General features: G+C 60.0%; 28 protein-coding genes and 1 tRNA gene. 10 read left to right on the top strand and 19 right to left on the bottom strand.

The window, feature by feature from the left end; translation table 11 throughout:
• Positions 1-88 precede the first annotated feature (88 nt).
• On the top strand, positions 89-763 hold the full coding sequence (locus ACOZK9_RS15890; RefSeq protein WP_421556172.1) for an NAD-dependent epimerase/dehydratase family protein: 675 nt from the start codon (positions 89-91) through the stop codon (positions 761-763).
• A 28-nt stretch (positions 764-791) separates the two neighbouring features.
• On the opposite strand, the gene ACOZK9_RS15885 is transcribed toward ACOZK9_RS15890, so the two are convergent.
• Complete coding sequence (locus ACOZK9_RS15885; RefSeq protein ID WP_058413320.1) at positions 792-1,280, bottom strand: DMT family transporter; 489 nt, start codon at positions 1,278-1,280, stop codon at positions 792-794.
• A 77-nt stretch (positions 1,281-1,357) separates the two neighbouring features.
• On the opposite strand from ACOZK9_RS15885, the gene ACOZK9_RS15880 reads away from it, so the two are divergent.
• From ACOZK9_RS15880 to ACOZK9_RS15865, 4 genes are all read left to right on the top strand, one after another.
• The gene (locus ACOZK9_RS15880) at positions 1,358-2,275 is read left to right on the top strand and encodes a LysR family transcriptional regulator (RefSeq protein ID WP_421556171.1); all 918 of its coding nucleotides are present in this window, start codon (positions 1,358-1,360) and stop codon (positions 2,273-2,275) included.
• Between the two features lie 12 nt (positions 2,276-2,287).
• The gene (gene fos, locus ACOZK9_RS15875) at positions 2,288-2,698 is read left to right on the top strand and encodes a fosfomycin resistance glutathione transferase (protein WP_058413318.1); all 411 of its coding nucleotides are present in this window, start codon (positions 2,288-2,290) and stop codon (positions 2,696-2,698) included.
• 54 nt (positions 2,699-2,752) lie between these two features.
• Positions 2,753-3,394 (top strand): LysE family translocator, encoded by a 642-nt coding sequence (locus tag ACOZK9_RS15870; protein WP_058413317.1) that lies wholly within the window; start codon positions 2,753-2,755, stop codon positions 3,392-3,394.
• 121 nt (positions 3,395-3,515) lie between these two features.
• Positions 3,516-4,043 carry a DUF4142 domain-containing protein gene (locus ACOZK9_RS15865; RefSeq protein WP_099240104.1) on the top strand — a complete coding sequence of 176 codons (528 nt, stop codon included), beginning with the start codon at positions 3,516-3,518 and terminating at the stop codon, positions 4,041-4,043.
• Positions 4,044-4,099: 56 nt separating this feature from the next.
• On the opposite strand, the gene ACOZK9_RS15860 is transcribed toward ACOZK9_RS15865, so the two are convergent.
• The 11 genes from ACOZK9_RS15860 to ACOZK9_RS15810 all read right to left on the bottom strand — a co-directional run bounded on the left by ACOZK9_RS15860 (position 4,100) and on the right by ACOZK9_RS15810 (position 11,140).
• On the bottom strand, positions 4,100-4,525 hold the full coding sequence (locus ACOZK9_RS15860) for a low affinity iron permease family protein (protein WP_058413315.1): 426 nt from the start codon (positions 4,523-4,525) through the stop codon (positions 4,100-4,102).
• A gap of 112 nt (positions 4,526-4,637) precedes the next feature.
• Positions 4,638-5,138 carry a methylated-DNA--[protein]-cysteine S-methyltransferase gene (locus tag ACOZK9_RS15855; protein WP_122249459.1) on the bottom strand — a complete coding sequence of 167 codons (501 nt, stop codon included), beginning with the start codon at positions 5,136-5,138 and terminating at the stop codon, positions 4,638-4,640.
• 88 nt (positions 5,139-5,226) lie between these two features.
• Complete coding sequence (locus ACOZK9_RS15850; protein ID WP_058413313.1) at positions 5,227-5,637, bottom strand: type II toxin-antitoxin system HicB family antitoxin; 411 nt, start codon at positions 5,635-5,637, stop codon at positions 5,227-5,229.
• A gap of 21 nt (positions 5,638-5,658) precedes the next feature.
• Entirely contained in the window at positions 5,659-5,841 is a 183-nt protein-coding gene (locus tag ACOZK9_RS15845; protein ID WP_058413312.1) for a type II toxin-antitoxin system HicA family toxin, read from the bottom strand.
• 214 nt (positions 5,842-6,055) lie between these two features.
• Entirely contained in the window at positions 6,056-6,361 is a 306-nt protein-coding gene (locus ACOZK9_RS15840; protein WP_058413311.1) for a DUF6482 family protein, read from the bottom strand.
• A 23-nt stretch (positions 6,362-6,384) separates the two neighbouring features.
• Positions 6,385-6,909 carry a DUF3833 domain-containing protein gene (locus ACOZK9_RS15835; RefSeq protein WP_421556170.1) on the bottom strand — a complete coding sequence of 175 codons (525 nt, stop codon included), beginning with the start codon at positions 6,907-6,909 and terminating at the stop codon, positions 6,385-6,387.
• Between the two features lie 195 nt (positions 6,910-7,104).
• Positions 7,105-7,178 (bottom strand) — tRNA-Gly (locus ACOZK9_RS15830).
• A 95-nt stretch (positions 7,179-7,273) separates the two neighbouring features.
• On the bottom strand, positions 7,274-8,158 hold the full coding sequence (locus ACOZK9_RS15825) for an alpha/beta fold hydrolase (RefSeq protein WP_122249457.1): 885 nt from the start codon (positions 8,156-8,158) through the stop codon (positions 7,274-7,276).
• A gap of 312 nt (positions 8,159-8,470) precedes the next feature.
• On the bottom strand, positions 8,471-9,154 hold the full coding sequence (locus tag ACOZK9_RS15820) for a 16S rRNA pseudouridine(516) synthase (protein ID WP_058413308.1): 684 nt from the start codon (positions 9,152-9,154) through the stop codon (positions 8,471-8,473).
• Positions 9,154-9,366 (bottom strand): cysteine-rich CWC family protein, encoded by a 213-nt coding sequence (locus ACOZK9_RS15815; protein ID WP_058413307.1) that lies wholly within the window; start codon positions 9,364-9,366, stop codon positions 9,154-9,156. Before ACOZK9_RS15815 ends, ACOZK9_RS15820 begins: the two co-directional genes overlap by 1 nt.
• Before the next feature lie 151 nt (positions 9,367-9,517).
• Positions 9,518-11,140, bottom strand: a complete 1,623-nt coding sequence (locus ACOZK9_RS15810; protein WP_058413306.1) for a methyl-accepting chemotaxis protein — start codon at positions 11,138-11,140, stop codon at positions 9,518-9,520.
• 318 nt (positions 11,141-11,458) lie between these two features.
• On the opposite strand from ACOZK9_RS15810, the gene ACOZK9_RS15805 reads away from it, so the two are divergent.
• Complete coding sequence (locus ACOZK9_RS15805; protein WP_058413305.1) at positions 11,459-11,815, top strand: hypothetical protein; 357 nt, start codon at positions 11,459-11,461, stop codon at positions 11,813-11,815.
• Between the two features lie 164 nt (positions 11,816-11,979).
• On the top strand, positions 11,980-12,411 hold the full coding sequence (locus ACOZK9_RS15800; RefSeq protein ID WP_421556169.1) for a DUF3757 domain-containing protein: 432 nt from the start codon (positions 11,980-11,982) through the stop codon (positions 12,409-12,411).
• Between the two features lie 6 nt (positions 12,412-12,417).
• Here the strand turns inward: ACOZK9_RS15800 and ACOZK9_RS15795 are convergent, their stop codons facing one another.
• A complete protein-coding gene (locus ACOZK9_RS15795; RefSeq protein ID WP_421556168.1) occupies positions 12,418-13,530 on the bottom strand; it encodes an enoyl-CoA hydratase/isomerase family protein in 1,113 nt (370 codons plus the stop codon).
• Positions 13,531-13,665: 135 nt separating this feature from the next.
• Between ACOZK9_RS15795 and ung the strand changes: the two genes are divergently transcribed.
• Positions 13,666-14,358 carry a uracil-DNA glycosylase gene (gene ung, locus ACOZK9_RS15790; protein WP_058413302.1) on the top strand — a complete coding sequence of 231 codons (693 nt, stop codon included), beginning with the start codon at positions 13,666-13,668 and terminating at the stop codon, positions 14,356-14,358.
• Between the two features lie 55 nt (positions 14,359-14,413).
• Here the strand turns inward: ung and ACOZK9_RS15785 are convergent, their stop codons facing one another.
• From ACOZK9_RS15785 to ACOZK9_RS15765, 5 genes are all read right to left on the bottom strand, one after another.
• Positions 14,414-15,451 carry an AbrB family transcriptional regulator gene (locus ACOZK9_RS15785; protein WP_421556167.1) on the bottom strand — a complete coding sequence of 346 codons (1,038 nt, stop codon included), beginning with the start codon at positions 15,449-15,451 and terminating at the stop codon, positions 14,414-14,416.
• Positions 15,444-16,958, bottom strand: coding sequence for a tripartite tricarboxylate transporter permease (locus tag ACOZK9_RS15780; RefSeq protein WP_058413301.1), 1,515 nt, complete (start codon positions 16,956-16,958; stop codon positions 15,444-15,446). Before ACOZK9_RS15780 ends, ACOZK9_RS15785 begins: the two co-directional genes overlap by 8 nt.
• 1 nt (position 16,959) lies before the next feature.
• Complete coding sequence (locus ACOZK9_RS15775; protein ID WP_421556166.1) at positions 16,960-17,418, bottom strand: tripartite tricarboxylate transporter TctB family protein; 459 nt, start codon at positions 17,416-17,418, stop codon at positions 16,960-16,962.
• 60 nt (positions 17,419-17,478) lie between these two features.
• On the bottom strand, positions 17,479-18,462 hold the full coding sequence (locus ACOZK9_RS15770) for a Bug family tripartite tricarboxylate transporter substrate binding protein (RefSeq protein WP_058413299.1): 984 nt from the start codon (positions 18,460-18,462) through the stop codon (positions 17,479-17,481).
• A gap of 71 nt (positions 18,463-18,533) precedes the next feature.
• On the bottom strand, positions 18,534-19,826 hold the full coding sequence (locus tag ACOZK9_RS15765) for an OprD family porin (protein ID WP_421556165.1): 1,293 nt from the start codon (positions 19,824-19,826) through the stop codon (positions 18,534-18,536).
• Between the two features lie 249 nt (positions 19,827-20,075).
• Between ACOZK9_RS15765 and ACOZK9_RS15760 the strand changes: the two genes are divergently transcribed.
• Both ACOZK9_RS15760 and ACOZK9_RS15755 read left to right on the top strand, forming a co-directional pair.
• Complete coding sequence (locus ACOZK9_RS15760; protein WP_058413297.1) at positions 20,076-20,747, top strand: response regulator; 672 nt, start codon at positions 20,076-20,078, stop codon at positions 20,745-20,747.
• On the top strand, positions 20,740-22,125 hold the full coding sequence (locus ACOZK9_RS15755; RefSeq protein ID WP_058413296.1) for a sensor histidine kinase: 1,386 nt from the start codon (positions 20,740-20,742) through the stop codon (positions 22,123-22,125). Before ACOZK9_RS15760 ends, ACOZK9_RS15755 begins: the two co-directional genes overlap by 8 nt.
• Here ACOZK9_RS15755 and ACOZK9_RS15750 read toward each other — a convergent pair whose 3' ends face one another.
• Positions 22,126-22,947 carry an HDOD domain-containing protein gene (locus ACOZK9_RS15750; protein WP_058413295.1) on the bottom strand — a complete coding sequence of 274 codons (822 nt, stop codon included), beginning with the start codon at positions 22,945-22,947 and terminating at the stop codon, positions 22,126-22,128. It abuts the gene before it with no gap.
• Between the last annotated feature and the right edge of the window lie 12 nt (positions 22,948-22,959).

Genomic DNA, 22,959 nt, shown 5'->3' with positions numbered 1-22,959 from the left:
CGCAGTCGCACGCTGCACGCGTTAAGCTACAGGTTGAGCGGCATCCAACTTGAGCATGAAGCGTGCGGCTTGCCGCTGAGGTCCCCTGATGAGAGTTCTGCTATTCGGCGCCACCGGCATGGTCGGCCAAGGCGTGCTGCGCGAGTGCCTGCTGGCCGCGGACGTACAGGAAGTCGTCGCCGTCGGCCGCACGCCGTTGACCCAGGAGCATGGCAAGCTGCACCAGGTATTGCACAGCGACATGCTCGACTTCCACCCGCTGGAAAACTTGCTGCAAGGCTTTGACGCCTGCTTTTTTTGCCTCGGCGTGTCGTCGGCCGGCATGAATGAAACCCGCTACACCCACCTCACCTATGACCTCACGTTGTTGGCCGCCAGCACCTTGGCGCGGCTCAACCCGCAGATGACGTTTATCTACGTGTCCGGCGCCGGCACCGACAGTACCGAAGCAGGCAAGTCGATGTGGGCGCGGGTCAAAGGCAAGACTGAAAACGCCTTGATGCGCCTGCCGTTCAAGGCGGTGTACGTGTTTCGACCGGGAGTGATTCAGCCGTTGCACGGTGTGCGCTCAAAAACGCCGCTGTATCAAACGTTTTATGCCGTGCTTGGGCCGTTGCTCTCGGTTGTGCGCCGGCTCAAGCCGGGCTGGGTGGTCAGTACCGAAACCGTCGGCCAGGCGATGTTGGCGGCAGTGCGCCATAGCCCGCCGCACGCGGTGGTGGAACAAGCCGAAATCAACCGTTTGGCCAGCGAGTCGCGCTGACTGCGCGGCTTGCCTTGCACAAGGCTGATCAGCTCGCTGTTGCAAGGGCGCGCGCCGGTGTGGCGCCGAACTGAATCAATGCGACCCCGCCAATCAACAGCAGCGTTCCCAGCACTCGCGTCATCGTCAATTGGCGCTCCACCAGGCCAAACAGGCCGAAGTGATCGAGTAGCAGTGAGGCGAACATCTGCCCGGTGATGGCCAATGCAATAAACCCCGACGCGCCGAGCTTGGGCAGCAGCATCAATGCCAGGGAAATAAAGCACACCCCAAACGCGCCACCGGCCCACATCCACAGCGGCGCCTTGCTGATAAACGCGAGGCTCGGCAGCGGTAAGCGCAGCGCCAGCATCACCGGCAGCAACACCACGATGCTCACCAGCAGTGAGGCCAGCGTGGCCCACAATGGGTGGCCGAGCCCGCGCCCGAGGTTGGCATTGATCGCGCTTTGAAACGGCACTACCGCGCCGGCGATCACCGCAAGTGCCAACACACCCAGCCAATGCAACGTTGTCATCGCCACTCTCCCAGAGGTTTTGCTGGACTCTAGGCTATTCGTCGTGCAAATTTAAATTCCAAATTATTATGCCGAGCATGCAGCTGATGAATGATCTGCGCCGCATCGACCTTAACCTGCTGGTGATCCTCGACGCCTTGCTCAGTGAGCAACACGTGACTCGCGCCGCTGAGCGTTTACACCTCAGCCAGCCGGCGGTCAGCCATGCGTTGGCGCGCTTGCGTGATTTACTCAACGACCCGTTGCTGGTGCGCCAGGCTGGCAAGTGGGTGCCGACGGCACGTGCCCTGGAGTTGGCCGCGCCGCTGGCTGAGGCCTTGGCCCAGGTGCAGGCGCTGCTGGCGCCCAACCGGTTTGACCCGGCCTCAGCCCAGCGCAAGTTTCGCGTGGGGATGTCGGACTACAGCGCGGCGATTTTTCTGCCAAGCCTGGTTCGCGTGCTACGCGATAAAGCGCCTGGTATCGACCTGCAAATCATCCAGGCCAGCCGTGAAGGCATGATTGACGGCGTGCTTAACGGCGACATTGACCTGGCTGCGGGTGTATTCCCCGATAGGCCTGCCGAACTGCGCACCTCGCTGTTGTTCGAGGAGCATTACACCTGCCTGGTAGACCGCAACAGCTTGGCGCCCAGTGGCGCGCTCGACCTGCCGACTTACCTGTCGCGCCCGCATGTGTTGCTGGAGATGCGCGGTAGTGGCACCCCGGAAATCGAGCGGGCGCTGACCGCCATTCGCCAGCGCCGACGGGTGGCAATCAGCTTGCCGCATTGGGGCGTAGCGCCGCAGTTGATCCAGGGCACCGACCTGATCCTCACGGTGTCGTCGCGCGGCTTGCTCAGTATCGATCAGCAGCATCTGCTGGCCGTAGCGCCGCCGTTTCATATTCCCACGTTTGCGTTTGAGCTGGCGTGGCATGCGCGGCGTGGCGGCGATTGCGGGTTGCAGTGGTTGATCGAACAGGTGCAGGGTGTGGTGTCCGAAGGCAGCCCATAACAGGAAAAAACCATGCTCTGCGGCCTCAACCACCTGACCCTTGCCGTGACCGATTTGAAGCGCAGCGTCAGCTTCTACCATGAGCTGTTGCAGCTTCGGCTCGATGCCACCTGGGATAACGGCGCGTACCTCTCGTTGCCGGGATTATGGCTGTGTTTGTCACTCGACCCGTCGCGCTCCTCAGCGCCCCTGGCTGAATACACGCACTATGCGTTCACCGCGCATGTGGATGATTTCAGCGCACTGGTGGCGCGCTTGCGAGCCGGCGGTGTTCGGGAATGGCGCGACAACCGCAGCGAAGGCGCGTCGTTTTATTTTCTCGACCCCGACGGGCATAAGCTTGAAGCGCATGTCGGCGATTTGGCCTCGCGTTTGCAGGCCTGTCGCACCCAGCCTTATGCAGGAATGAAGTTTTACCCGTAGCCACAGAACGGGCAGAATCCATCCACCTCTCAACCGTCTGTCAGAGTCTTAGCCATGACGCCATCCTTGTTGCTCGCTGTACTCGCTTCGGGTTTTATCTACGGGATTACGCCTGGCCCTGGCGTGCTGGCAGTGTTCGGTATTGGCGCGGCTCGCGGGCGTCGCGCCGGCGCGGGTTTCCTGTGTGGGCATTTGCTCGGGGACGTGGTGTGGTGCAGTACGGCGTTGATCGCCATCGTTGGCGCCCGCGAAATCGGCAGCGGTGCGTTTGATGTACTCGGTGTGCTCAGCGGCGTGTATTTGTTCTGGCTTGGCTGGCGCGCCATTCGCACCCAGCGGCGCAGCGGCGATACCGCTCAAGGTGCAGCGCGGCATCCATTCTGGCACGGTATTTTGTTCGGTTTGACCAACCCCAAGGCCTACCCGGTGGCAGTGGCGACGTTCACCGCGCTGCTGTCGAGCCGCGCTGAATTGTTGACGTGGTCGATGCTGCCTTGGTTGATCTTCTTGAGCTTCGTCGGCGGCGTGCTGGCCTACGCGATTTTGATCGGCGTAGTCGGCGCCCAGCGAGTGCGCACGGTGTATCAGCGTCATGAAATTCTGATCACCAGGCTCTGCGGGGTGATGTTTATCGGCTTCGCGATCAATGCGCTGGCGCACGCATTGCCGGGGCTTTTCGCGAGCAAGCCAGCCTGATACGACGAAGACCGTTCGTCGCACTGGCAAGTTTTTTCTAAACCTTTGTCGCCCATGAAATTCGAATTCAGGGCAGGGCAGTATTGCGCCTGCACTTATTTTTGCCCTGGAGGAACCCATCATGAGCCGCATGGCTATCCGGTTACGCACCGCCAGTTTCGCGATGCTGCTGGGCCTCGGCGCCAGCAATGCTTTCGCCCAGACGCCTGCTGAATTCATCGAGCAGGCTTCGGCCAAAGGTATGGCCGATATCGAAACCAGTCGCATGGCCCACGCCAAAACCTCGTCCCAAGAGATCAAGGATTACACCATTGAGGTGATCAACGAGCGCACCCTGGCCAACCAACACTTGGCAGCCATCGCCAAGAAGCTCGACCTGCCGGTAGCGCCGCGCGAGAAGATCGTCGACAAGGCCGAAACGCTGATGCCCGAACTCAAGGACGGCGACTCGTTTGACGCCGCTTACACCGCGCAACAGGTCAAGGAAAACGAAGACGCCATCGCCCTGTTCAAAAAGGAAGGCGCGGCGTCGAATGTGCCTGAAATAAAGGCGCTGGTGGATGAGACACTACCGAAGCTCGAAGAGCGCCTGCAAAAAGCCCGCGCCCTGGCGTCGACCTACGGTAAAAGTCATCAAGGCGACGGTTGAACCCGAGACTTGAAATGAAAAAAACGGCGGCTGGTTCATGTCCAGCCGCCGTTTTTTTATGCCTGGTTCAAATTGGTTTTATTCGGTGCCGCATCGTCGACGGCTTCACCGCAACTGCTGTTGAGGTTGATGCTGCCGGTGGCGCCGATGCTGCGATAATCGTTGCGCAGTTTTTCGAGCTCTTTGCGGTCCAGGCCGTCGAGGCTCAGCACAGCGCTCTGCGCATCCTTGGAGACGCGCAGCAGCTCATCGATCTTGATATGCAGGATGTCGTTGTCGCGGTTTTGCGTGTTCTGGATCAGGAACACCATCAGGAAGGTAATGATGGTGGTCGAGGTGTTGATGATCAGTTGCCAGGTGTCGTTGTAGTGGAAATAGGGGCCGCTCAAGCTCCACAGAAAGATCAGCGCGACGGCGGCATAGAACGTCCGAGCGCTGCCTGCCCAGCGGGACAGGGATTGCGAGACTGCGGAGAATTTCATGACCGTTTTCCTTAATGGGGTGGGTGATGAACGTATGGACCGCAGCACTCTTCTGAAATTTCTTTTTACAATTAACCAGGTGGCAAAGTTGTACGTTTTTGTCGCCGAGCCGCTAGAACGCCAGTTCCGCCTGGCCTGTGCCTTCCAGTGCAAGCAAATACTGCTTGGCCGCCAGCCCACCGGCGAAGCCCGTTAGCGCGCCTGAAGCGCCAATCACGCGGTGGCAGGGCGCAACAATCGAGATTGGGTTGCGCCCATTGGCGGCGCCCACCGCGCGCACGGCGCTCGGGTTACCTATCTGCCGGGCGATCTGGCTGTAGCTGCGGGTTTCGCCAAACGGTATCGTCAGTAGCGCCTGCCAGACTTGCTGCTGAAAAAGCGTGCCGGTGAAGTCCAGTTCCAGTGCGAATTGGGTGCGCGTGCCGGCAAAATATTCGTGTAACTGGCGCTCTGTTTCCAACAGCACCGGGCTGTCGTGGGTGTGGTGCAGCTCGCCCAGGCGCACGCGGTTGGCGCGCTCGTGTTGCCACAGGATCGCGTTGAGCTTGCCATCACGCGCCACCAGCGTGAGCTGGCCGACGGGCGAGGGCATTAGCATGTATTGGTAAAGCATGAGCGGGCTCCTTGGCGCAGGTGTGGTGTGAATCTAGAGCACCTTGCCCGGCAGAGAACTACATTTCTTGCGGTTGAATTCGATTCGATCACCGGCCCTGTTGCAGTACCTTGAGCGCCGCCGACGCCAGAAACCCCGAACGGCTTTTTTCTTCAGGGTGATTCAGCACGTATTCATCGATGCGGTTCAGCAGATAACCCGGCAGGGTAATGTTCAGCTTCTGCGCTTTACCCAGGTACCGGGTGACATCAATGTCTACCACTGCCCATGTGCAGCCGGCGTATTGCGGGTTGGCCGCATGCAAGGTAACCTTTTGCGCGGCGGGAATCGGCGAGCCCTCTTCGGCGAGGATTTCGAAGTGCCCTTCGATGGCTTCGCGCGCCATGGCCATGGCGTCGTCCAGGTCATCGCCGGCCGAGTAGCAGCCAGGAATATCCGGAACCTCCACGCCCCAGGCGTGCGCTTCGTCACCGGTTGAAATTGCGATCGGGTAAAGCATGTCTGTTGCCCTCCGGGGCGGTTAACTCAACAAGGCCTGTTTCAAAATGCTCTTGGCGGTCTTGTCCAGCAGGTCTTTCCTGGGATGAGGAATCGTGACTAACCCAGGTTTCGTCGGGTGTTTAAAGTGGTGATGACTGCCCCGGGTGCGCACCAGATACCAGCCGTCCGCCACAATGTGACCTATCAAATATCGGCTATCCACAGCACCTCCTTGTGGTGTGTGTTGGTGGAGACTATAACCACTAAAAATAAATTATCAACACGCTACCTACCGACGGTCGATGACCGGCGCTTCGGTTAGCGTTGAATGCAGTGTATGAGCCCCTGGAAACGGCGCCGGAGAGAGGTGTTGCGAGGTCTTTCGCAGGCGTTACCGAGTGTGTAATACCTGCGCGAGAAAGGCGAAAAACGCCTGATTAAAGAGAAGAAGCCAGCGTAAATGGAATACGCAACGCGCCAATCGGGCCTTCTCGTACACCGCACATTTCGTCGTGTACGCAGTGCTGCACCAGCACGCATGGAAACGGCGGAACCCGCTGCAACAGGTCGCGCAGGTGCGTGGTGGAGCCGATGCGCAGCGGCTTGCCGTCATGGTCGAGCAGCGTCATCTCGGCGTGATCAAGCTTGATACGCGCGATATAGAAGCCACCTTCCAGCGACAGCAACTCCAGTTCACGTACCTCGCCTTTGACGGCCAGTTCGGTCAGCATTTGTATATTCATGATTCACGCTCGCTTCGGATCGTTTATTGGCGACGAAAGAACAAGGTGACCTGGCCCCATTCGACGCCGAATTTGGACATGCTGGAACGGTTGATCAGCGTGTCCTCGTCCATCAGGTACATCCAGTCGTCAAAGCTGACTTCGTACACCGAGCCATCCACTGGAAGGTTGAGGCGGTAGCGCCAGCGCAGCGCGTTGCCCGCCACTTCGCCGATAGCCTCGCCGACCACATCCCCGGCCCGCCCACGCCAGCGCCCCGGACCGTCCGGCGTAAGCGTCCACACCCGCTGCTGGCGCGTGCCATCGCTGTAGAGGAAGCGTTCGTCGAGAATTAAAGCGTTGCCCTCACGCCGGCTGGCGATAGTTACCTCAAAGCGCTTGGCCACTTCGCCCGAACGCTTTTGGAATATGCCCCACGCCTTTACCGGTTTGCTAAAGAAGCGCACCAGATCCAGTTGCGGTTGCTGGTCTGCGTAGCGGTCGACCCCTACGTTGCCGCAACTGCTTACACTCAATACCAACAACAATGAAACCAGTAGACGCGTCATTGTCCGGCTCCGTGATCATGCGTGGCGCAGCGCCAACGCTCGGTATTGATACTTGTACAAAATAATTGATTTGTACAGGTTTTAGCGTCGCTGATCTCTGTTATCTCAAATCGCGAGCATAAAAAAACCGGCCTTCAAAGGCCGGTTTTTTGCGCTTGCTTCGTCACAAACAGGCTGACGCGAGCAAAATCTGAGTGGAGCGGGTAGAGGGAATCGAACCCTCAACTAAAGCTTGGGAAGCTTTCGTTTTGCCACTAAACTATACCCGCTCAGAGCGGCTGACTTTGTACCAGATGTTTGCCGCAATTTGAAGTTTTTCTTCGAAAAATGTGTGGGTTGCGCGCACTCGCCGAACGGCCCGGTTTCATATCGCCCACGCATGCTGCGTGTGATCACGGTGATAGCGCAACTGGCCCACCTGCCGTTGCGGTTTTAAAAAGCCCACCACCGCCTCCCGGCTATCCCGACACGCCGCCTTGTGCTCCATGTCCAGAAAGTGCCCGGTCGCCTGAATGGTGCTGAAGCTGCTGTCAGGCACATGCTGGGCGAACAGCCTGGCATCCTCGGCGCTGGTGTATTCGTCCCATTCGCCATTCAAAAACAGCACCGGAATATCGATCTGCTTGCACGCCTTGAGGTAGCACAGGCGATCACTGTTGAGTACGTGGCTGATGTGGAAGTGCATCTGCCCGTACTCGTGCTCGGCGAGGCTGCTGACGTGTTTGTGGTTGAAGCGTTTGAACAGCGACGGCAGGTGTTTGCCGAGGGTGCTGTTGACGAGGTGGCCGACGCGGTCGCGGTCGAGGTTACCGAGGTAGTCGACGCCGCGCTCGAGGTAATCGCGCATCGGGGCGTTGATCACCGGCGAGAACGAGCTGATCACGGCCTTTTCTACGCGGCGGGGCCGTTGGGCGAGGGCGATCAGGGTGGCGGCGCCGCCCCATGAAAACGACAGCACGTGTTCGGCGGCGAAGTGGTCGATGAGTTCCAGGAGGATCTGGCCTTCAACTTCCTTGGTCAGCATTTGCTCATGGCGGTTATGGATTTTGGAGCGACCGGCGTAGGGCTGGTCGTACAAAACCACATTGAATTGCGGGTACAGGCTTTTTACGGTTTGGGCGAAGGACGCCGTGGTCGCCATGGAGCCGTTGACCAGGATGATGGTCTTTTCAGTAGCGTCCGCGCGATAGAACTCCGTGTAAACCCGATACTGACCCTGTATATCCAACACAGCGATTTCTGGCCTCATGTCGTAAGACTCCTGGCAAGCGGGTAGGGCGCACAGATCACTCTGCACAAGCTTTGTGACAGGTAGGCATACGCCTGAAAAGTCAGCGCCCAGGTCGGTCCAATGACGCTGGCCGACGGCTGTTGTTGTAGCGGGCTGTTTGCCTGGGAGGCCCGTGAATCAAGCGCGGGCGGGGCAGGGTGTTTCTTGGAGGTTAGGGTGACTCGTCAGCCATAAGCTGGCGGGTACCCAGGATTCAAGCAGCAGGTTGGCCCACCCGCAAGGCGCTGAAGTGGTTTTTTGCCATCACCGGCTGAACGGTCGCCGCAGCGGTCAGATTTCGTCGTCGCCAAGTGCGCGGTACTCGCCCGGCGCCAGTGCTGCATCCAGCACCCATTTGCCCATTCGCTCTCGATGCAGGGCGATTACTTTATTATTGAAATGCCCGAACATGCGCTTCACCTGGTGATAGCGCCCTTCGATGATGCTCAAGCGCGCCGTTCTCGGGCCGAGCAGTTCCAGCTCGGCGGGTTGGGTGGTGAGGTCTTCAAACGCAAAATACACACCCGCCGCAAACGTCACCGCGTACTCAGGCCCGATGTCTTGCTCGGTTTGAACCCGATAGACCTTGGGCAGTTTGGTTTGCGGTTGGGTCAGGCGTCGTGACCATTGGCCGTCGTTGGTGATCAGCATCAGCCCCGTCGTGTTGAAGTCCAGGCGACCGGCAATATGCAGTTCGCCTTTGTCCGGCACATCCAGCAGGTCGAGCACTGTGCGGTGGTGCGGGTCCGAGGTGGCACTGACGCAGCCTTGGGGTTTATGCAGCATGAAATAGCGCGCCGGTTTGCCCGCCTGCAATACCTCATTGTCGACGCACACGCGGCTGAATTCGCGCACTTCATGGTGTGGGTCGGTGACAGCGATGCCATCGACCGTCACCCGCCGTTCAACCAACAGCAAGCGCACTTGCTGACGATTGAAGCGCGGCAGGTTGCTGAGGAAACGGTCAACGCGCATTACGCAGGCTCAGCCCCACGCAACTGCACATCCACCTGAGCGCAACGCGGGCACAGGCAGGCGGTGTTGCGCAGTGCATCGGGCAGAGCTTGGAGCACCGCAGGGTCAATAGTGACGCTGTAGCACCAGCAAGCTTGGTCAGCGGTGCGCGGGTCGGCCAAGGTGCAGTCGTTACGGGCACCGCAAGCCGGGCAAAGAGTGGGTGTGGTCATCGTTCAGTTCAGGCAGGCGTCGGGCAAGGCCGCAGTTGCCTGCACGATACAGCGCCGCGCCGCTATTGCAAGCTGCGCCGGTAGCGGCGCCAGCCGTCTTAAGGCCGACGCCTGTTCGCCAAGCTGGCGCGCAGGCGTCGGTAATGCAGGGTTAGAGCTGGAACTTGCTGACCAACGTATTGAACGAGGTGGCCAGGCGCGACAGGTCTTGGCTGGAGGCGTTGGTCTGGTGGGCGCCGGCGGCGGTCTGGGTCGACAGGTCCTGGATGTTAAGCAGGTTGCGGTCCACTTCGCGCGCCACTTGGGCTTGCTCTTCGGAGGCGGAGGCGATCACCAGATTTCGTTCGTTGATTTTCGACACGCTGGCAGTGATTCGCTGCAGCGCTTCGCCGGCGTTTTCCGCCAGGCTTTGGGTGTTGTTCGCCCACGTCAGGCTCTTGTTCATCGCGGCCACCGCTTCGTCGGCGCCAACCTGTACCTCGCCAATCATTTTTTCAATGTCGACCGTGGAGGTTTGGGTGCGATGCGCCAACGCGCGCACCTCATCGGCCACCACCGCAAACCCTCGGCCTTGCTCGCCGGCACGTGCGGCTTCGATGGCAGCATTGAGCGCCAGCAGGTTGGTCTGGTCGGCGATGCCACGGATCACGTCAATCACCTTGCCGATCTCGCGCACCTGGTTGGCGAGGTCCACGACCGATTGCGTCGAGTCGTTGATCTCGACCACCATCGAACCCATGCCCGACACGGCCTGCTCCACTTGCTTGCGCCCATCCTCGGCTTCGGTGGTGGCCTGGCGGGACGCTTCCGACGTCGACACAGCATTGCCCGCCACTTCGTCTACCGCCGCCGTCATTTGGTTCACGGCCGTGGCTGCTTGTTGAATTTCGTCATTCTGGCGCGTCAGGCCACGCGTGCTTTCATCGGTGACGGCGCTCAGTTCTTCGGCTGCCGACGCGAGCTGGTCGGCCGCATTGGCGATTTCCAGCAACGTACTTTTCAAGCCGCCCTGCATGTCGGACAGCGCCATCAACAGCAGCCCGGCTTCGTCGTTGCGTTCGGTGAGGATGGGTTGGGTGAGATCACCTTTGGCAATGCGTTGCGCGCTCTCTACGGCTTGTGCGATAGGGCGGGTGATCAGGCGGGTGATCAGCAAACCAACCGTGATTGCGATGATGAACGCCAGCACAATGCCGCTGATCATCCAGGTCAACGCGCTGCCGCGTAGCTCGTCGGCGGACTCGGCGCCTTCTTTGATCTGGCGGTTATTGGAGTCGATCATCACGCGGATCAGCTCGCGCGCCTGCCTGAAGAGGTCATTGTTGGAGGAATTGAGTTGCGCGCGGGCCTGTTCAGTCTTGCCGGTATCCATCAGCGTGATAATTTGCTCGGAGTTGCTGACGTAGGTGGGCCAGAGCAGATCCAGCTTGTCGCCGGCAGCCCGCTCATCATCTTCAAGCGGCGTGGCGCGGTAAGTGTCATAGGCCGCTTTGGCGCGGTTGAGTTGGTCGGCGATGTCCTGGCGGACGCGGTCGCGGTCTTGCGCGGCGACGTCGCCATGGCTGGCGTCAAGCAAGCGGTACAGGCCGCGGTTGTGGGCGACAAAACCATTCAGGGTGGCCGCCGTATTACTGACCGATACGAGGTTGTTGGAGAAGGTTAAATCCAGAGCATTGGCGAGCCGAACGACCCCTTTGATACCCAGCAAACCCACCCCCAGGGTGACGAAAGCGCACAGTACAAACGAAAGCAACAGCTTGGTTGAGATTTTCATGGGTCGAATCCAGCGGTAGTAATAAAAGGGACTTCGCGCTGGCGCTCCGTGTCCAAAGGCGATGTCACAGTGACATCACTGCAAATGCAGAAGTTTCAGCCCAAATAAAATTACTGAATCGATACACTCGTGTGATAGGCGGGTTCTCTACCCACTGCGTGAAAAACCGAGCGATCGGGTGTCGACTCAGATGTTTCAAACCATTACCAAAACGCACCAGATTCGGTTTTTGATGTCAGATATTTCGTCATTCGGTGAAAGCTGAATGCCGCTTTCCAGCGTCGCTGGATGAGCTCTTCCGCGGTCCAGGAGGCCGCCATGTATCGACGACTGCTTCTTAGCGCTGTACTCGGTCTGACCCTTTCTGCGTGTGTGCCCTATTACGATGGCGGTGCCACTTACTACCGCTCCGAGGTCTACACCGCCCCTGCGCCGGCCTATTACTACGGCGGCCCCTCTTACCAATACGGGCGCAGCTACTACGCGCCACCGCCGCGTTACTATCCGGCGCCGCGTTACTACCAGCCGGCGCCCCGTTATTACCAGGCGGCACCGCGTTATTACCCGAGGCCCGGTTACCGGCCGTATCCAAATCAGGCTTGGGGTGATCGCGGCGGCAATGGCGGGCACGGCCGTGGACCCGATCATGGCGGTGGTCGCGGCGGCCATCGTTGACAGCGGTTGACTTAAAGCGGCGCACCAAGCGCCGCTTTTTTTGCCTGCCGTTTATCGATACTGTCAGTTCTAACAGGTATCTAATGTGATTTAGATGTATTTAACTGCGTGAGCGCCGCTGTAAGTGTCCTGGAAACCAGCGGGTTAAAAGGAGCAAGCGCCCAATGATCAAGCGACTAGCGTGTTTGTTTTCTCTGTTGATGGCAGGGATTGCACAGGTACAGGCGGAGCAAGGGTGCCCCTATCCCTCTTCGGTCAAGTTTACGGATGGCTATTTCCAGGCCCTTGAGGGAAAGGCGCTGTGGCAAAGCTCAAAAGTGAAGTCTGATGATTTTGCCGATCGATTCATCGGCGCGCTGTTTACCCCGGGCAAAGGCCAGGAGCGCGAGAACGGCCACCTGGACAAGTGCATATACCGCATGGGCAGCGGTCAAGTGGTGGCGTTGCGATATGAACTGCCAGGCACACTCAACACGGTGTCACTGACCGCGACCCAGCATTGGCAACTCGCCAGAGATCCATTGGAGCAGTATGTTTACATCTGCCAGGACAGCCAGCCGGACAACTGTGCATTCAAGGTCGGCATGCTCAATTGATTGCTGTCAGTAGTCCGACAAATCTGCCAGAGGGTTCCTGCCTTCCCAAGCCTTGTGAAAGTGCGCTTGCACCACAGCGTCCGGCACCGTGTTTATATCCGGCCAATGCCAATGCGGCTGTTGATCCTTGTCGATCAAGCGCGCCCGAACCCCTTCGCTGAATTCCGGATGACGGCAGCAATTGAGGCTCACGGTGTATTCCATCTGGAACACTTGGGCCAACGATAGATGTCGCGCCCGCTGGATTTGCTCCCACACCAGATGCGCGGTCAGCGGGCACCCTTCGCCGAGCGTTTTGCCGGCGCGGCAGAACAGCGGGTCGGCGTGGTCGCGTAGCAAGCTCAATGCACGCCAGGCACAACGCACATCGCCCACGTCCAGCCACTCGTCGATCTGCGCGCGGCGTGGCAGCCATTGCGCTTCGGGTTGCTGGCTGACGGCTTCCTGCGCGAGCGCCTTGAGCAGGCTGTTGAGCTGCATCGCGGTTTGTTCCTGCCAGTTCAGTTGCAGCAGGCCATCGATCAGTTCTTCTTGCTGGTCATCGCGCAAAAATCGGTCGGCCAGGCCCAGGTCCAAGGCATCGCGACCATTGATATGCGCACCGGTGAGGCCAAAGAACAGGCCGAGCTTGCCCGGCAGGCGCGACAGGAACCCACTGGCCCCGACATCCGGGTACAAGCCGATGCTGATCTCGGGCATCGCCAAACGGCTGCTGGGCGTCACGATTCGCACCGCCGCACTTTGTAACAAGCCCATGCCACCGCCCAGCACGTAACCGTGGCCCCAGCACATCAGCGGCTTGGGGTAGGTGTGCAGGCGATAGTCGAGGCGGTATTCCGCCGCAAAAAATTGCGCGGCCAGAGGCGGTACAACGCCCGGCTCTTCACGGCAGGCCTGCGCCAGGCTGCGCACTTCGCCGCCGGCGCAAAAAGCTTTTGGCCCATTGCCGCGCAGCAGTACGCAGGCGATATTCGGGTCTTTGGCCCAGGCATCCAGGCGTTCGCCCAAGGCCTGAATCATCGGTAATGAGAGGGCATTCAGGGAATTTTCAGCATCCAGGCTGGCAATGCCGAGGTGGGCACCGTTGCTGCAGGCCAGTTCTTCGAAGTGCAGGTTCATCGCGACCTCAATCCAGAAAGTGAAGGTTCAGTATGATCGCTTCAAAGGAAAGTGCCGGTTGTGTGTCAGATCAATTGACAAGCGGGGTGGGCTTTCCTAGGGTTCGCCCATTCTTTTTTAGACGATGATTCGATCATGACCGAAGGCGACCGTATCAAACTCGAACCGAGCTGGAAACACGCGCTGCGTGATGAGTTCGAGCAGCCCTACATGGCCCAGTTGCGCGAGTTTTTGCGCCAGGAACACGCGGCCGGCAAAGAGATTTACCCGCCTGGCCCGTTGATTTTCAATGCGCTTAATTCAACGCCTTTGGACAAGGTCAAGGTGGTGATCCTCGGGCAAGACCCGTACCACGGGCCTGGTCAGGCGCATGGGTTGTGCTTTTCGGTGCAGCCTGGCGTGCCTGCGCCGCCGTCCCTGGTCAATATTTACAAAGAGCTTAAGCGCGATTTGAACATCGACATTCCTAACCATGGTTGCCTGCAGAGTTGGGCGGACCAGGGTGTGTTGATGCTCAATACCACCATGACTGTTGAGCGCGCCAACGCGAACGCGCACGCGGGCAAGGGCTGGCAGTTTTTTACTGACCGGATTATTGAGGTGGTCAGCGAGCATCAACCGCACTTGGTGTTTTTGTTGTGGGGGGCTCATGCACAGGGCAAGCAAAAGCTGGTGGACGCGACCAAGCACTTGGTGTTGACGTCGGTGCATCCGTCGCCGTTGTCGGCCTATCGAGGGTTTTTGGGGTGCGGGCACTTTAGCCGTACCAACAAATTTCTTGAGCAGAATGGCGAGACGCCGATTGAGTGGCGGTTACCGCCCCTTTGAGGCTTAAGGTAATGGGATGTGGGAGCCAGCTCCCACATTTTGATGACACCAGGCTTCAAACTTTTTCAGGCTGACGGTTCCAGTGCCGGAACAGGGGCTCCGCCAGAAACAGCACAAACAACAAACGCATGACCTGCATCGCCGTGACCAAGGGCACCGACAGTTGCAACGTCTCGGCCGTCAGGCTCATTTCAGCAATGCCGCCTGGCATCATGCCCAGGGTGAGTGAGCGCAAATCCAACTGCGTCAGTGCGCTCAAGCCAACGGCCGCCAACGTAGCCAGCACCATGGTCAAGGCTGTGCCGATCAGCGTACGCAGCATAAACGACGGCGCCCGACGAAAGAACTGACGGTTGAAATGGCAGCCCAGGCCGCTGCCGATCAGCCATTGGCCGATCTGGCTGCCGCCGTTCGGCAGGCCTATGTGCAAGTTCCAGACAACGCTGGCGGTAGCGCTTACCAACAGCGGCCCGAACAGCCAAGGGTTGGGCTGACGCAAACGCTGCCAGCCCCACGCTACCAGCGCGCCAATCGGAAACAACACCGCCAGCCACGCCCAGCTTACCGGCGCCGGGTGAAACTGCGGTGCGCCGCCTTCCAGCAAATACTTGAAGATCGCCGGCACACACAGCACTACCACTAGCACGCGCAAGCTCTGGCCCGCCGCGACACGGCTGAGCACCGCGCCATTACGCGCGCCCAGGTTGACCATCTCACCGGAACCGCCCGGCATGCTCGAAAAAAACGCGGTGGCGCGGTCTTCGCCACTGCGGCGCATCAACCACACGCCAACGACGCTCGACAGGCTGGTGACCAATGCACCGAAAAAAATCAGGCCGAAGTGGCTCATCACCTGCTCGATCACCAGCGGCGTGAAGTGCAGGCCTATGCCAATGCCCACCACCCATTGACCGCATTTGCGCCCGCCGGGAATTTCCGCCAATTGCCACGGGGTGAGGCAGCGCACCAGGATAATCGCCAGCAACGAGCCGACCATGTACGGCAAAGGCCAGCCGACCAGGCTGGCGAGGTAACCGCCGGCCATGCCGACCAGCGGCGTTCCCCACCAGTGTTTAAAGGTGACCTCAGACATCGGCCGCTGCACGCCGCGCCAGCGCACGTTTGCGGTAGATGCGCACCAACGGGAAGGCCAGCATCAGCGCAGTCAGCACCCATACACCAAAGGTGATCGGGCTCGACCAGAGGATGTCCAGCGCACCGTTGGAGATCGACAGCGCGCGGCGCAGGTTCTGCTCCATCAGGCCACCGAGGATAAAGCCCAGCAGCACCGGCGACAGCGGGAAGTCCAGCTTGCGCAGGATATAGCCGAAGATGCCGATACCGACCATCAGGAACAGGTCGAAGGTGGTGGCGTGCACCGCGTACACACCAATCGCGGTGATGATGGCGATCACCGGCACCAGCGCCCAGTTCGGCACGGCGAGGATGCGGGTGAAGATGCGGATCATCGGAATGTTGAGAATCACCAGCATGATGTTGGCGATAAACAACGACGCGATCAGGCCCCAGACGATGTCCGGTTGCTGTTGGAACAGCAGCGGGCCGGGCGTGATGTTGTACAGCGACAGCGCACCGATCATCACGGCCGTGGTGCCTGAACCGGGTACGCCAAGGGTCAGCATTGGCACCAGCGCGCCGCAGGCCGAAGCGCCAATCGCGGTTTCTGGCGCGGCCAGGCCGCGCATGTCGCCCTGGCCGAATTTGCCGCTGGCACCGGCGATACGTTTTTCGGTCATGTAGGCAACGGCTGACGCGAGTGTGGCACCGGCACCGGGCAATACGCCCATGATGAAGCCCAAGAGGCCGCAACGGATATTAACCACGAAAACAGAGGACGCCTCCTTGAGGTTGAACATCATCCGCCCTGTGGCTTTTACCGCTTCCTGGCCACGGTGGGTTTTTTCCAGCAGCAACAGAATCTCGCTGATCGAGAACAAGCCCAACACCAGGACCACAAACTGGATGCCATCGGTGAGGTGGATATTGTCGCCGGTAAAGCGGTACACGCCGCTGTTAGCGTCAATGCCCACCGCCGAAAGGAACAGGCCGATCAGCGCCGCCACAAACGTCTTCAGCGGCTTGTCACCGGCCATGCCGCCGAGGCAGACGATCGCGAATACCATCAGTACGAAATATTCCGCCGGGCCGAAGGCAATCGCCCACTTTGCCAGCAGCGGCGCAAACAGCACCATGCCGCAGGTGGCGATAAACGCGCCGATGAACGAACTCCACGCCGACAAGGACAGCGCCACACCGGCCAGGCCTTTGCGGGCCATCGGGTAGCCGTCGAGGGTGGTCATCACGGTAGAGGCTTCGCCCGGAATGTTCAACAGGATCGAACTGATACGGCCGCCGTACTCGCAGCCCAGGTACACGGCTGCCAACAGGATTAATGCCGACTCCGGCGGGAGGCCCAAGGCAAATGCGATGGGGATCAACAGCGCCACGCCGTTGATCGGGCCGAGCCCCGGCAGCAGGCCGACCACCGTGCCGATCAAGGTGCCGCACAGGGCGGTAATCAGGTTGTAAGGCGTCAGCGCAACGCCGAAGCCCTGGCCCAAATAGCTGAACGTATCCATATCAGTTCTCCAGAACTTCAAGCAGGCCGAGGGGCAGCGGTACATCCATGGCTTTATCAAAGAGCAAATAAAGGCCCACGGCCATCAGGCTGACTATCACCACGCTGGGCAACCAGCGGCCACCATACAGGCGTGCCATCGGGATGCCGATCAGCATGCTGCTGAGGATGAAACCCAGCGGTTCGAAGGTGCCGGCAAACACCAGCAACAGCGCCACGCAAGCGCCGATCTTGACCAGCGTGTCGCGGTCCAGCGCCGGTTCTTCTTCGGTATGTTTGGTCGGCTGCGGGCGAAACAGCATGTAGACAAGGCCCAGGCTCATCAGCCCGAGCATCAACAGTGGGTAAGCCCGAGGCCCGACCGGTTCGTAGGAAAACGCCGCTTGATACGGCCAGGCCATCAGCGCGAGAACCGCGCAGACCAGCAGCATCACGCCGGCAAAAATGCGTTGTAAGAGCATGTTGAACTCCTGGGCCGCGCGCCTCATCAGGCAGGGCGCGGCCGAGTGAAAGACCGGTGATTACTGGATCAGGCCGAACTCTTTGGCCAGCACTTTGTAGTCAGCCACCTGTTTTTTCACGTAGGTGTCCAGCTCTGGGCCGGTCATGGCAAACGGGAACAGCTCGCGCTGGTCACGCAGCGTGTCGAACTCTTCGGAGGCCAGCAGCTTGTCGAACGCGTCTTTCCACCAGGCGTAGTCGGCGTCGCTGACTTTTGGCCCGAGGTAGAAGCCGCGTACCACTGGCCATACGATGTCGTAGCCTTGCTCTTTGGCCGTAGGAATGTTCTTCATTTCCGGCTCGTCCAGGCGCTCTTCGGCGAACACGGCGAGCAGGCGCATGTCACCGCTGAGAATGTGCGGCATGGAGTCGGAGATGTCGGTGCTGCCGACCTGGATATGGCCACCGAGCAGGGCCGTGGCGATTTCACCGCCGCCTTCAAGGGCCACGTAACGCAGCTCGCGCGGGTTGATCCCGGCGGCCTTGGCAATCAGCGCGGTTTGCATCCAGTCCTGGCTGCCGACGGTGCCGCCGGAACCAATCACGACGCTGCCTGGATCGGCCTTCAAGGCCTTAACCAGATCATCGAGGGTCTTGTAGGGCGAATCGCTTTTTACCGCGATGGCACCGTAGCTGGTGCCGACCGCTGCCAACCAACGCACGGCGCTTTCATCGAAGCGGCCAAATTTGCCTTGGGCCAGGTTCAACAACGAACCGCTGGACCATGCCACCAGCGTGCCGCCGTCTGCGGGGCGCTGTGCCACCACCGCGTTATACGCCACCGCGCCCACGCCGCCTGGCATGTAGGTGACGCGCATCGGCTTGCTCAGCAATTTCTGGTTGACCAGCGCGCTTTGCGCCAGTTTGCAGGTCAGGTCAAAACCACCGCCAGGGGAGGCCGGGGCGATGCATTCCGGGCGCTTGGGTTCATCGGCGGCGAGCAGTTGGCCGGCGAACAGCAGGCAGCCTGCGGCGAGGGAAAGTTTACGCAGTGAAAAGCTCATTTTTTTTCTCCGTCTTTATTGTTATTAGTTGTTACTAGTTGCTACTAAAGGCATGACTTCTAAGGCACGACTTACCAGAGCGCTACGCTGTAGCTCACCAGCACCCGCACTTCATCCGCATCACGCGCTGAATAGTTGGAGCGGTACGTAGCGTTACGCAGGCGCACGGCAACATCCTTGAGCGCGCCGCTTTGCACCACGTACTTGACCTCGCTGTTGCGTTCCCACTCCTTGCCGGTGTCGCCGTTTTTGAGCTTGATGGTGTCACCCGAAAGGTAACGGCTCATGAAACTCAGGCCGGGAATGCCCAGCTTGGCGAAGTCATAATCGTAACGGGCCTGCCAAGAGCGCTCTTCGGCGCCAGCAAAGTCGTTGATTTGCACGAAGTTGACAAGGTAAGGATCGCTCCCATCCACGTAGGGAAAAGCGCTTTCACCGAACATGCGCTGGTAGCCGGCGCTGAGCTTATGGCCGTTGAGGGCATAGCTGAACAGGCTGCTGAACGAAGTGTTGTCGATTTTGCCGCCACGCGCGCCGCCAGTGTCATCGCTGATCGCCAGGCGCAGGTCGCTGGCGAAGGCGCCGGGACCCATCGGGCGTGCGGCCACCAGGCCGAGGAAGTGCTGGCGGTAAACATCGTCGAGCTGGGCAAAATGGTAGCTGCCGGTGATCTTGTCGGCGAACTTGTAATCTGCGCCGCCAAAATTGAAGTGCTTGCCGCTGGCACCGCTGACAAAACGGCTGTTGCGGTTGTTCAGAGTGATGTCTTGGTAATGCGTGGCGTCGCGGTCCTTGGCTTTATCCAGGCGGCCGCCGGTGAACACCAGGTTCTTGAATTCCCTGGAAGTCAGCAGGCCACCGTTGAAGGTCTGCGGCAGGATACGTCCGTCGTTGGGCTTGAGGGTCGGCAGTTCGGGGATCAGCGCGCCGATCTTAAGCTCGGTGGCTGCGACCTTCACCTTGCCGGTCAGGCCCAGCTTGCTGTACTCATTGGCGGCGCGGCCATCATCGTGGGTCGGCAACAGGCCGGTGCCGGTGCGATCGGGGCTGGAGTCGAGCCTGACCCCGAGCATGCCCAGCGCGTCCACGCCAAAACCAACAGTGCCGTCGGTGTAGCCCGATTGCAGGTTGAGCATGAAACCCTGCGCCCATTCATCGCGCTTGGATTGCTGGGCGCTGGTGCCGTCGCGAAAGTCGCGGTTGAAGTACATGTTGCGGGTTTCCAGGCTGGCGCTACTGTCTTCGAAGAAGTCAGCCTGGCTGAGCGGCGAAAAGCCGGCAAGGGCGGCGGCACTGGCAAAGGCGGTGTGGGAGAGGCAAGAAAAGCGAGCAGGCGCGAGTGCCTGGGGCTGTGTCGACAGCATGGTTGTGTACTCCGTTATTGTTCTTATTTTTTGGCTAAAACGCTTCGAGGCGTTTTTTCAGCGCTACGGACCAGGTAACTCGGCAGGTACGCATGCAGGCACGACCCACCGTGGCTGGATGCTAAAGGGCGAAGCTTTCACTAACCTTTCAGGTGCCTTTCAATGTTTTCGGGCTTCACAGGGTAGGCGGCGCCTGTAAACTGCCCCGCAAAGCGTGGCGTTGACCATGCCCGAACGAGGTAAAAATCCATGCGTGTACTCTTGGTTGAAGACCATTTGCAGCTCGCCGAAAGTGTCGCCCAGGCGCTCAAGAGCACGGGTTTGACTGTCGACGTGCTGCACGACGGGGTCGCCGCGGACCTGGCCTTGACCAGCGAGGAATACGCGGTGGTAGTGCTCGATGTGGGGCTGCCGCGCATGGACGGTTTTGAGGTGCTGGCACGTCTGCGAGCGCGTGGGAAAAATCTGCCTGTGTTGATGCTGACCGCGCGCAGCGACGTGAAGGACCGCGTACACGGCCTCAACCTCGGCGCCGACGACTACCTTGCCAAGCCGTTTGAACTGACGGAACTGGAAGCGCGGGTCAAGGCGCTGTTACGGCGCAGCGTGTTGGGCGGTGAGCGTCAGCAGGCGTGCGGCGTGCTGGTCTATGACCTGGATACGCGGCGTTTCACTGCGGGCGGCGAACTGTTGACGTTGACCTCGCGTGAGCAAGCGGTGCTTGAAGCGCTGATCGCTCGCCCCGGCCGCGTGATGAGCAAAGAGCAACTGGCTTCCCAAGTGTTCGGCCTGGATGAAGAAGCCAGCCCCGACGCAATCGAAATTTATGTGCACCGGCTGCGTAAAAAACTCGACGGCCAGCCCATCGCCATCGTGACCTTCCGCGGCCTTGGCTACCTGTTGGAAGCCCGCGATGCATAAGCCCAGCAGCCTGCGCTGGCGGCTGCTGTGGAATTTGGCGCTGTTGCTGGTGGTGTTGATGCTTGCCAGCGGCATGAGTGCCTACTGGAACGGTCGCGAGGCGGCCGACACCGCCTATGACCGCACGCTTTTGGCTTCGGCGCGCACCATCGCCGCCGGGTTGACGCAGGTGGACGGCACCTTGAGTGCCAATGTGCCTTATGTAGCGCTGGACACCTTTGCTTACGACAGCGCCGGGCGTATTTATTATCAGGTCAATGACATTGACAAGAAGCTGATCTCTGGTTACGAAAACCTTCCAGGCCCGCCGCCCGGCACACCGCGCACCGACGATTACCCCGCGTTGGCGCGGTTTTACAACGCCACCTATCAAGGCCAAGCGGTGCGTGTGGTCAGCCTGCTCAAGGCGGTCTCCGAGCCGAACATGAATGGCATGGCGGAAATTCGCGTGGCCGAAACCGACGAGGCGCGCGAGAGCATGGCCCGTAGCCTGCTGGCCGACACGTTGTTGCGCCTAGGGATGTTGGCGATCGGCGCGTTGCTGTTGGTGTGGTTTGCCGTGAGTGCGGCGCTGCGCCCGCTGGAGCGCCTGCGCACGGCAGTGGAAGAGCGCCAGCCCGACGACCTGCGGCCGTTGCCGCTGGTAGAAGTGCAGCTTGAGTTTGGCCCGCTGGTGCGTTCGCTCAACCACTTTACCGAGCGCCTGCGCGGCCAGTTCGAGCGCCAGGCGCAGTTTATCGCCGACGCCGCCCACGAACTGCGCACTCCGCTGGCAGCGCTCAAGGCGCGGCTGGAACTGGGCCTGCGCAGCGACGCGCCGGCCACCTGGCACAGCACCTTGGAAACCGCCGCACAAGGCACCGACCGCCTGACTCACCTGGCGAATCAACTGCTGTCGCTGGCACGTATCGAAAACGGCGCGCGGGCGATTGCTGAAGGCGGTGCGCAACTGCTTGACCTCAGCCAGTTGGCACGCGAGTTGGGGATGGCCATGGCGCCGCTGGCCCACGCGCGCGGCGTTGCCTTGGCGTTGGAGGCGGACGAGCCTGTGTGGTTGCGCGGTGAGCCTATCTTGTTGAACGAGCTGCTGAGCAATTTGGTCGATAACGCCTTGGCCCACACGCCACCGGGCGGCAATGTCATCTTGCGGGTCTCGGCGCCCGCGATTCTGGAAGTAGAAGATGATGGCCCGGGCATCCCGCTGGACGAGCGGGACCGGGTATTCGAGCGGTTTTACCGGCGCAACCAGCAGAGCATGGGCTCGGGCTTGGGGCTGGCGATTGTCGGGGAAATCTGCCGCGCGCATTTGGCGCAAATCAGCCTGCACGATGGTGAGCTGGCCGGCTTGAAAGTGCGCGTGAGTTTTATCGCAGGCTGATCAGTAAAACATCGACCGTGCTTCATCCAGCTCGGCGCGCAGGGTCTCGCTGTAGGGGTCGATGCGCAGTTTTTTCATCGCAGGCAAGGTGGAGACGTGCACACTCGCCAAGGGATGGTCGGTGCCTGCGTGGCAATACAGCACGGCAATTTGTACCAGGTCGATGTAGTCGAGGCGCGCCGAGTCGCGCTCCAGGTCCAGATATTGCCCAGGCAGTTTTGCCAGCATCTCCGGGAAATCCCAGCCGCCCAACAGCTTGTCGCCCAGCAACGGGTGAATACTGTCGATCACGTGGTTGAGGCTGACCGGGTCGGCCAGCAGTTCGTAATGGTCTTCGGCGTAGGTGAGGATCGGCAATACGCCAATTTGATGCACCAAACCGCCGAGCGCAGCCTGGTCTGGCTTGAGCTGGCTGTAGTTGCGGCACAAGGTATAGCTCACGCCTGCCACTTCCAGGCTGCGGCGCCACACATCATGCATTTTTTGTTCAACGACTTCAGAGCGGGCGTGGAAAATCTGCTCCATCACCAGGCCTATCGCCAGGTTGCTGCTGTAGTTGGTGCCCAGCCGAGTGATGGCGGTGTGCAAGTCAGTGACTTCCTGAGTGGCACGCAGCAATGGGCTGTTAACCACTTTTATGAGGCGTGCGGACAGCGCGGTATCGCGACCGATCACTTTGCTCAAGTGGCTGATGCTGATCTCCGGGTCTTCAGCGGCCTGACGAATTTTCAGGGCCACTTCCGGCAATGTCGGCAGAACCAGGTCATCGTTGTCGATGGCCGTCACCAAAGCCTGTTGGACTTTTTCCGCCAGCGTGCTCATTGATGCTCTCTA

This window comes from Pseudomonas kitaguniensis (assembly GCF_049199985.1).
Taxonomy (GTDB): Bacteria; Pseudomonadota; Gammaproteobacteria; order Pseudomonadales; family Pseudomonadaceae; genus Aquipseudomonas; species Aquipseudomonas kitaguniensis.
The sequence above is the reverse complement of the archived record's forward strand: the minus strand, read 5'-3'. Positions and strand labels throughout refer to the sequence as shown.

What these genes read in the sequence shown, in the direction of transcription:
- ACOZK9_RS15890 (WP_421556172.1), top strand. Translation starts at nt 89, where the DNA reads ATGAGAGTTCTGCTATTCGGCGCCACCGGCATGGTCGGCCAAGGCGTG.
- ACOZK9_RS15885 (WP_058413320.1), bottom strand. Translation starts at nt 1,280, where the DNA reads ATGACAACGTTGCATTGGCTGGGTGTGTTGGCACTTGCGGTGATCGCC.
- ACOZK9_RS15880 (WP_421556171.1), top strand. Translation starts at nt 1,358, where the DNA reads ATGCAGCTGATGAATGATCTGCGCCGCATCGACCTTAACCTGCTGGTG.
- fos (WP_058413318.1), top strand. Translation starts at nt 2,288, where the DNA reads ATGCTCTGCGGCCTCAACCACCTGACCCTTGCCGTGACCGATTTGAAG.
- ACOZK9_RS15870 (WP_058413317.1), top strand. Translation starts at nt 2,753, where the DNA reads ATGACGCCATCCTTGTTGCTCGCTGTACTCGCTTCGGGTTTTATCTAC.
- ACOZK9_RS15865 (WP_099240104.1), top strand. Translation starts at nt 3,516, where the DNA reads ATGAGCCGCATGGCTATCCGGTTACGCACCGCCAGTTTCGCGATGCTG.
- ACOZK9_RS15860 (WP_058413315.1), bottom strand. Translation starts at nt 4,525, where the DNA reads ATGAAATTCTCCGCAGTCTCGCAATCCCTGTCCCGCTGGGCAGGCAGC.
- ACOZK9_RS15855 (WP_122249459.1), bottom strand. Translation starts at nt 5,138, where the DNA reads ATGCTTTACCAATACATGCTAATGCCCTCGCCCGTCGGCCAGCTCACG.
- ACOZK9_RS15850 (WP_058413313.1), bottom strand. Translation starts at nt 5,637, where the DNA reads ATGCTTTACCCGATCGCAATTTCAACCGGTGACGAAGCGCACGCCTGG.
- ACOZK9_RS15840 (WP_058413311.1), bottom strand. Translation starts at nt 6,361, where the DNA reads ATGAATATACAAATGCTGACCGAACTGGCCGTCAAAGGCGAGGTACGT.
- ACOZK9_RS15835 (WP_421556170.1), bottom strand. Translation starts at nt 6,909, where the DNA reads ATGACGCGTCTACTGGTTTCATTGTTGTTGGTATTGAGTGTAAGCAGT.
- ACOZK9_RS15825 (WP_122249457.1), bottom strand. Translation starts at nt 8,158, where the DNA reads ATGAGGCCAGAAATCGCTGTGTTGGATATACAGGGTCAGTATCGGGTT.
- ACOZK9_RS15820 (WP_058413308.1), bottom strand. Translation starts at nt 9,154, where the DNA reads ATGCGCGTTGACCGTTTCCTCAGCAACCTGCCGCGCTTCAATCGTCAG.
- ACOZK9_RS15815 (WP_058413307.1), bottom strand. Translation starts at nt 9,366, where the DNA reads ATGACCACACCCACTCTTTGCCCGGCTTGCGGTGCCCGTAACGACTGC.
- ACOZK9_RS15810 (WP_058413306.1), bottom strand. Translation starts at nt 11,140, where the DNA reads ATGAAAATCTCAACCAAGCTGTTGCTTTCGTTTGTACTGTGCGCTTTC.
- ACOZK9_RS15805 (WP_058413305.1), top strand. Translation starts at nt 11,459, where the DNA reads ATGTATCGACGACTGCTTCTTAGCGCTGTACTCGGTCTGACCCTTTCT.
- ACOZK9_RS15800 (WP_421556169.1), top strand. Translation starts at nt 11,980, where the DNA reads ATGATCAAGCGACTAGCGTGTTTGTTTTCTCTGTTGATGGCAGGGATT.
- ACOZK9_RS15795 (WP_421556168.1), bottom strand. Translation starts at nt 13,530, where the DNA reads ATGAACCTGCACTTCGAAGAACTGGCCTGCAGCAACGGTGCCCACCTC.
- ung (WP_058413302.1), top strand. Translation starts at nt 13,666, where the DNA reads ATGACCGAAGGCGACCGTATCAAACTCGAACCGAGCTGGAAACACGCG.
- ACOZK9_RS15785 (WP_421556167.1), bottom strand. Translation starts at nt 15,451, where the DNA reads ATGTCTGAGGTCACCTTTAAACACTGGTGGGGAACGCCGCTGGTCGGC.
- ACOZK9_RS15780 (WP_058413301.1), bottom strand. Translation starts at nt 16,958, where the DNA reads ATGGATACGTTCAGCTATTTGGGCCAGGGCTTCGGCGTTGCGCTGACG.
- ACOZK9_RS15775 (WP_421556166.1), bottom strand. Translation starts at nt 17,418, where the DNA reads ATGCTCTTACAACGCATTTTTGCCGGCGTGATGCTGCTGGTCTGCGCG.
- ACOZK9_RS15770 (WP_058413299.1), bottom strand. Translation starts at nt 18,462, where the DNA reads ATGAGCTTTTCACTGCGTAAACTTTCCCTCGCCGCAGGCTGCCTGCTG.
- ACOZK9_RS15765 (WP_421556165.1), bottom strand. Translation starts at nt 19,826, where the DNA reads ATGCTGTCGACACAGCCCCAGGCACTCGCGCCTGCTCGCTTTTCTTGC.
- ACOZK9_RS15760 (WP_058413297.1), top strand. Translation starts at nt 20,076, where the DNA reads ATGCGTGTACTCTTGGTTGAAGACCATTTGCAGCTCGCCGAAAGTGTC.
- ACOZK9_RS15755 (WP_058413296.1), top strand. Translation starts at nt 20,740, where the DNA reads ATGCATAAGCCCAGCAGCCTGCGCTGGCGGCTGCTGTGGAATTTGGCG.
- ACOZK9_RS15750 (WP_058413295.1), bottom strand. Translation starts at nt 22,947, where the DNA reads ATGAGCACGCTGGCGGAAAAAGTCCAACAGGCTTTGGTGACGGCCATC.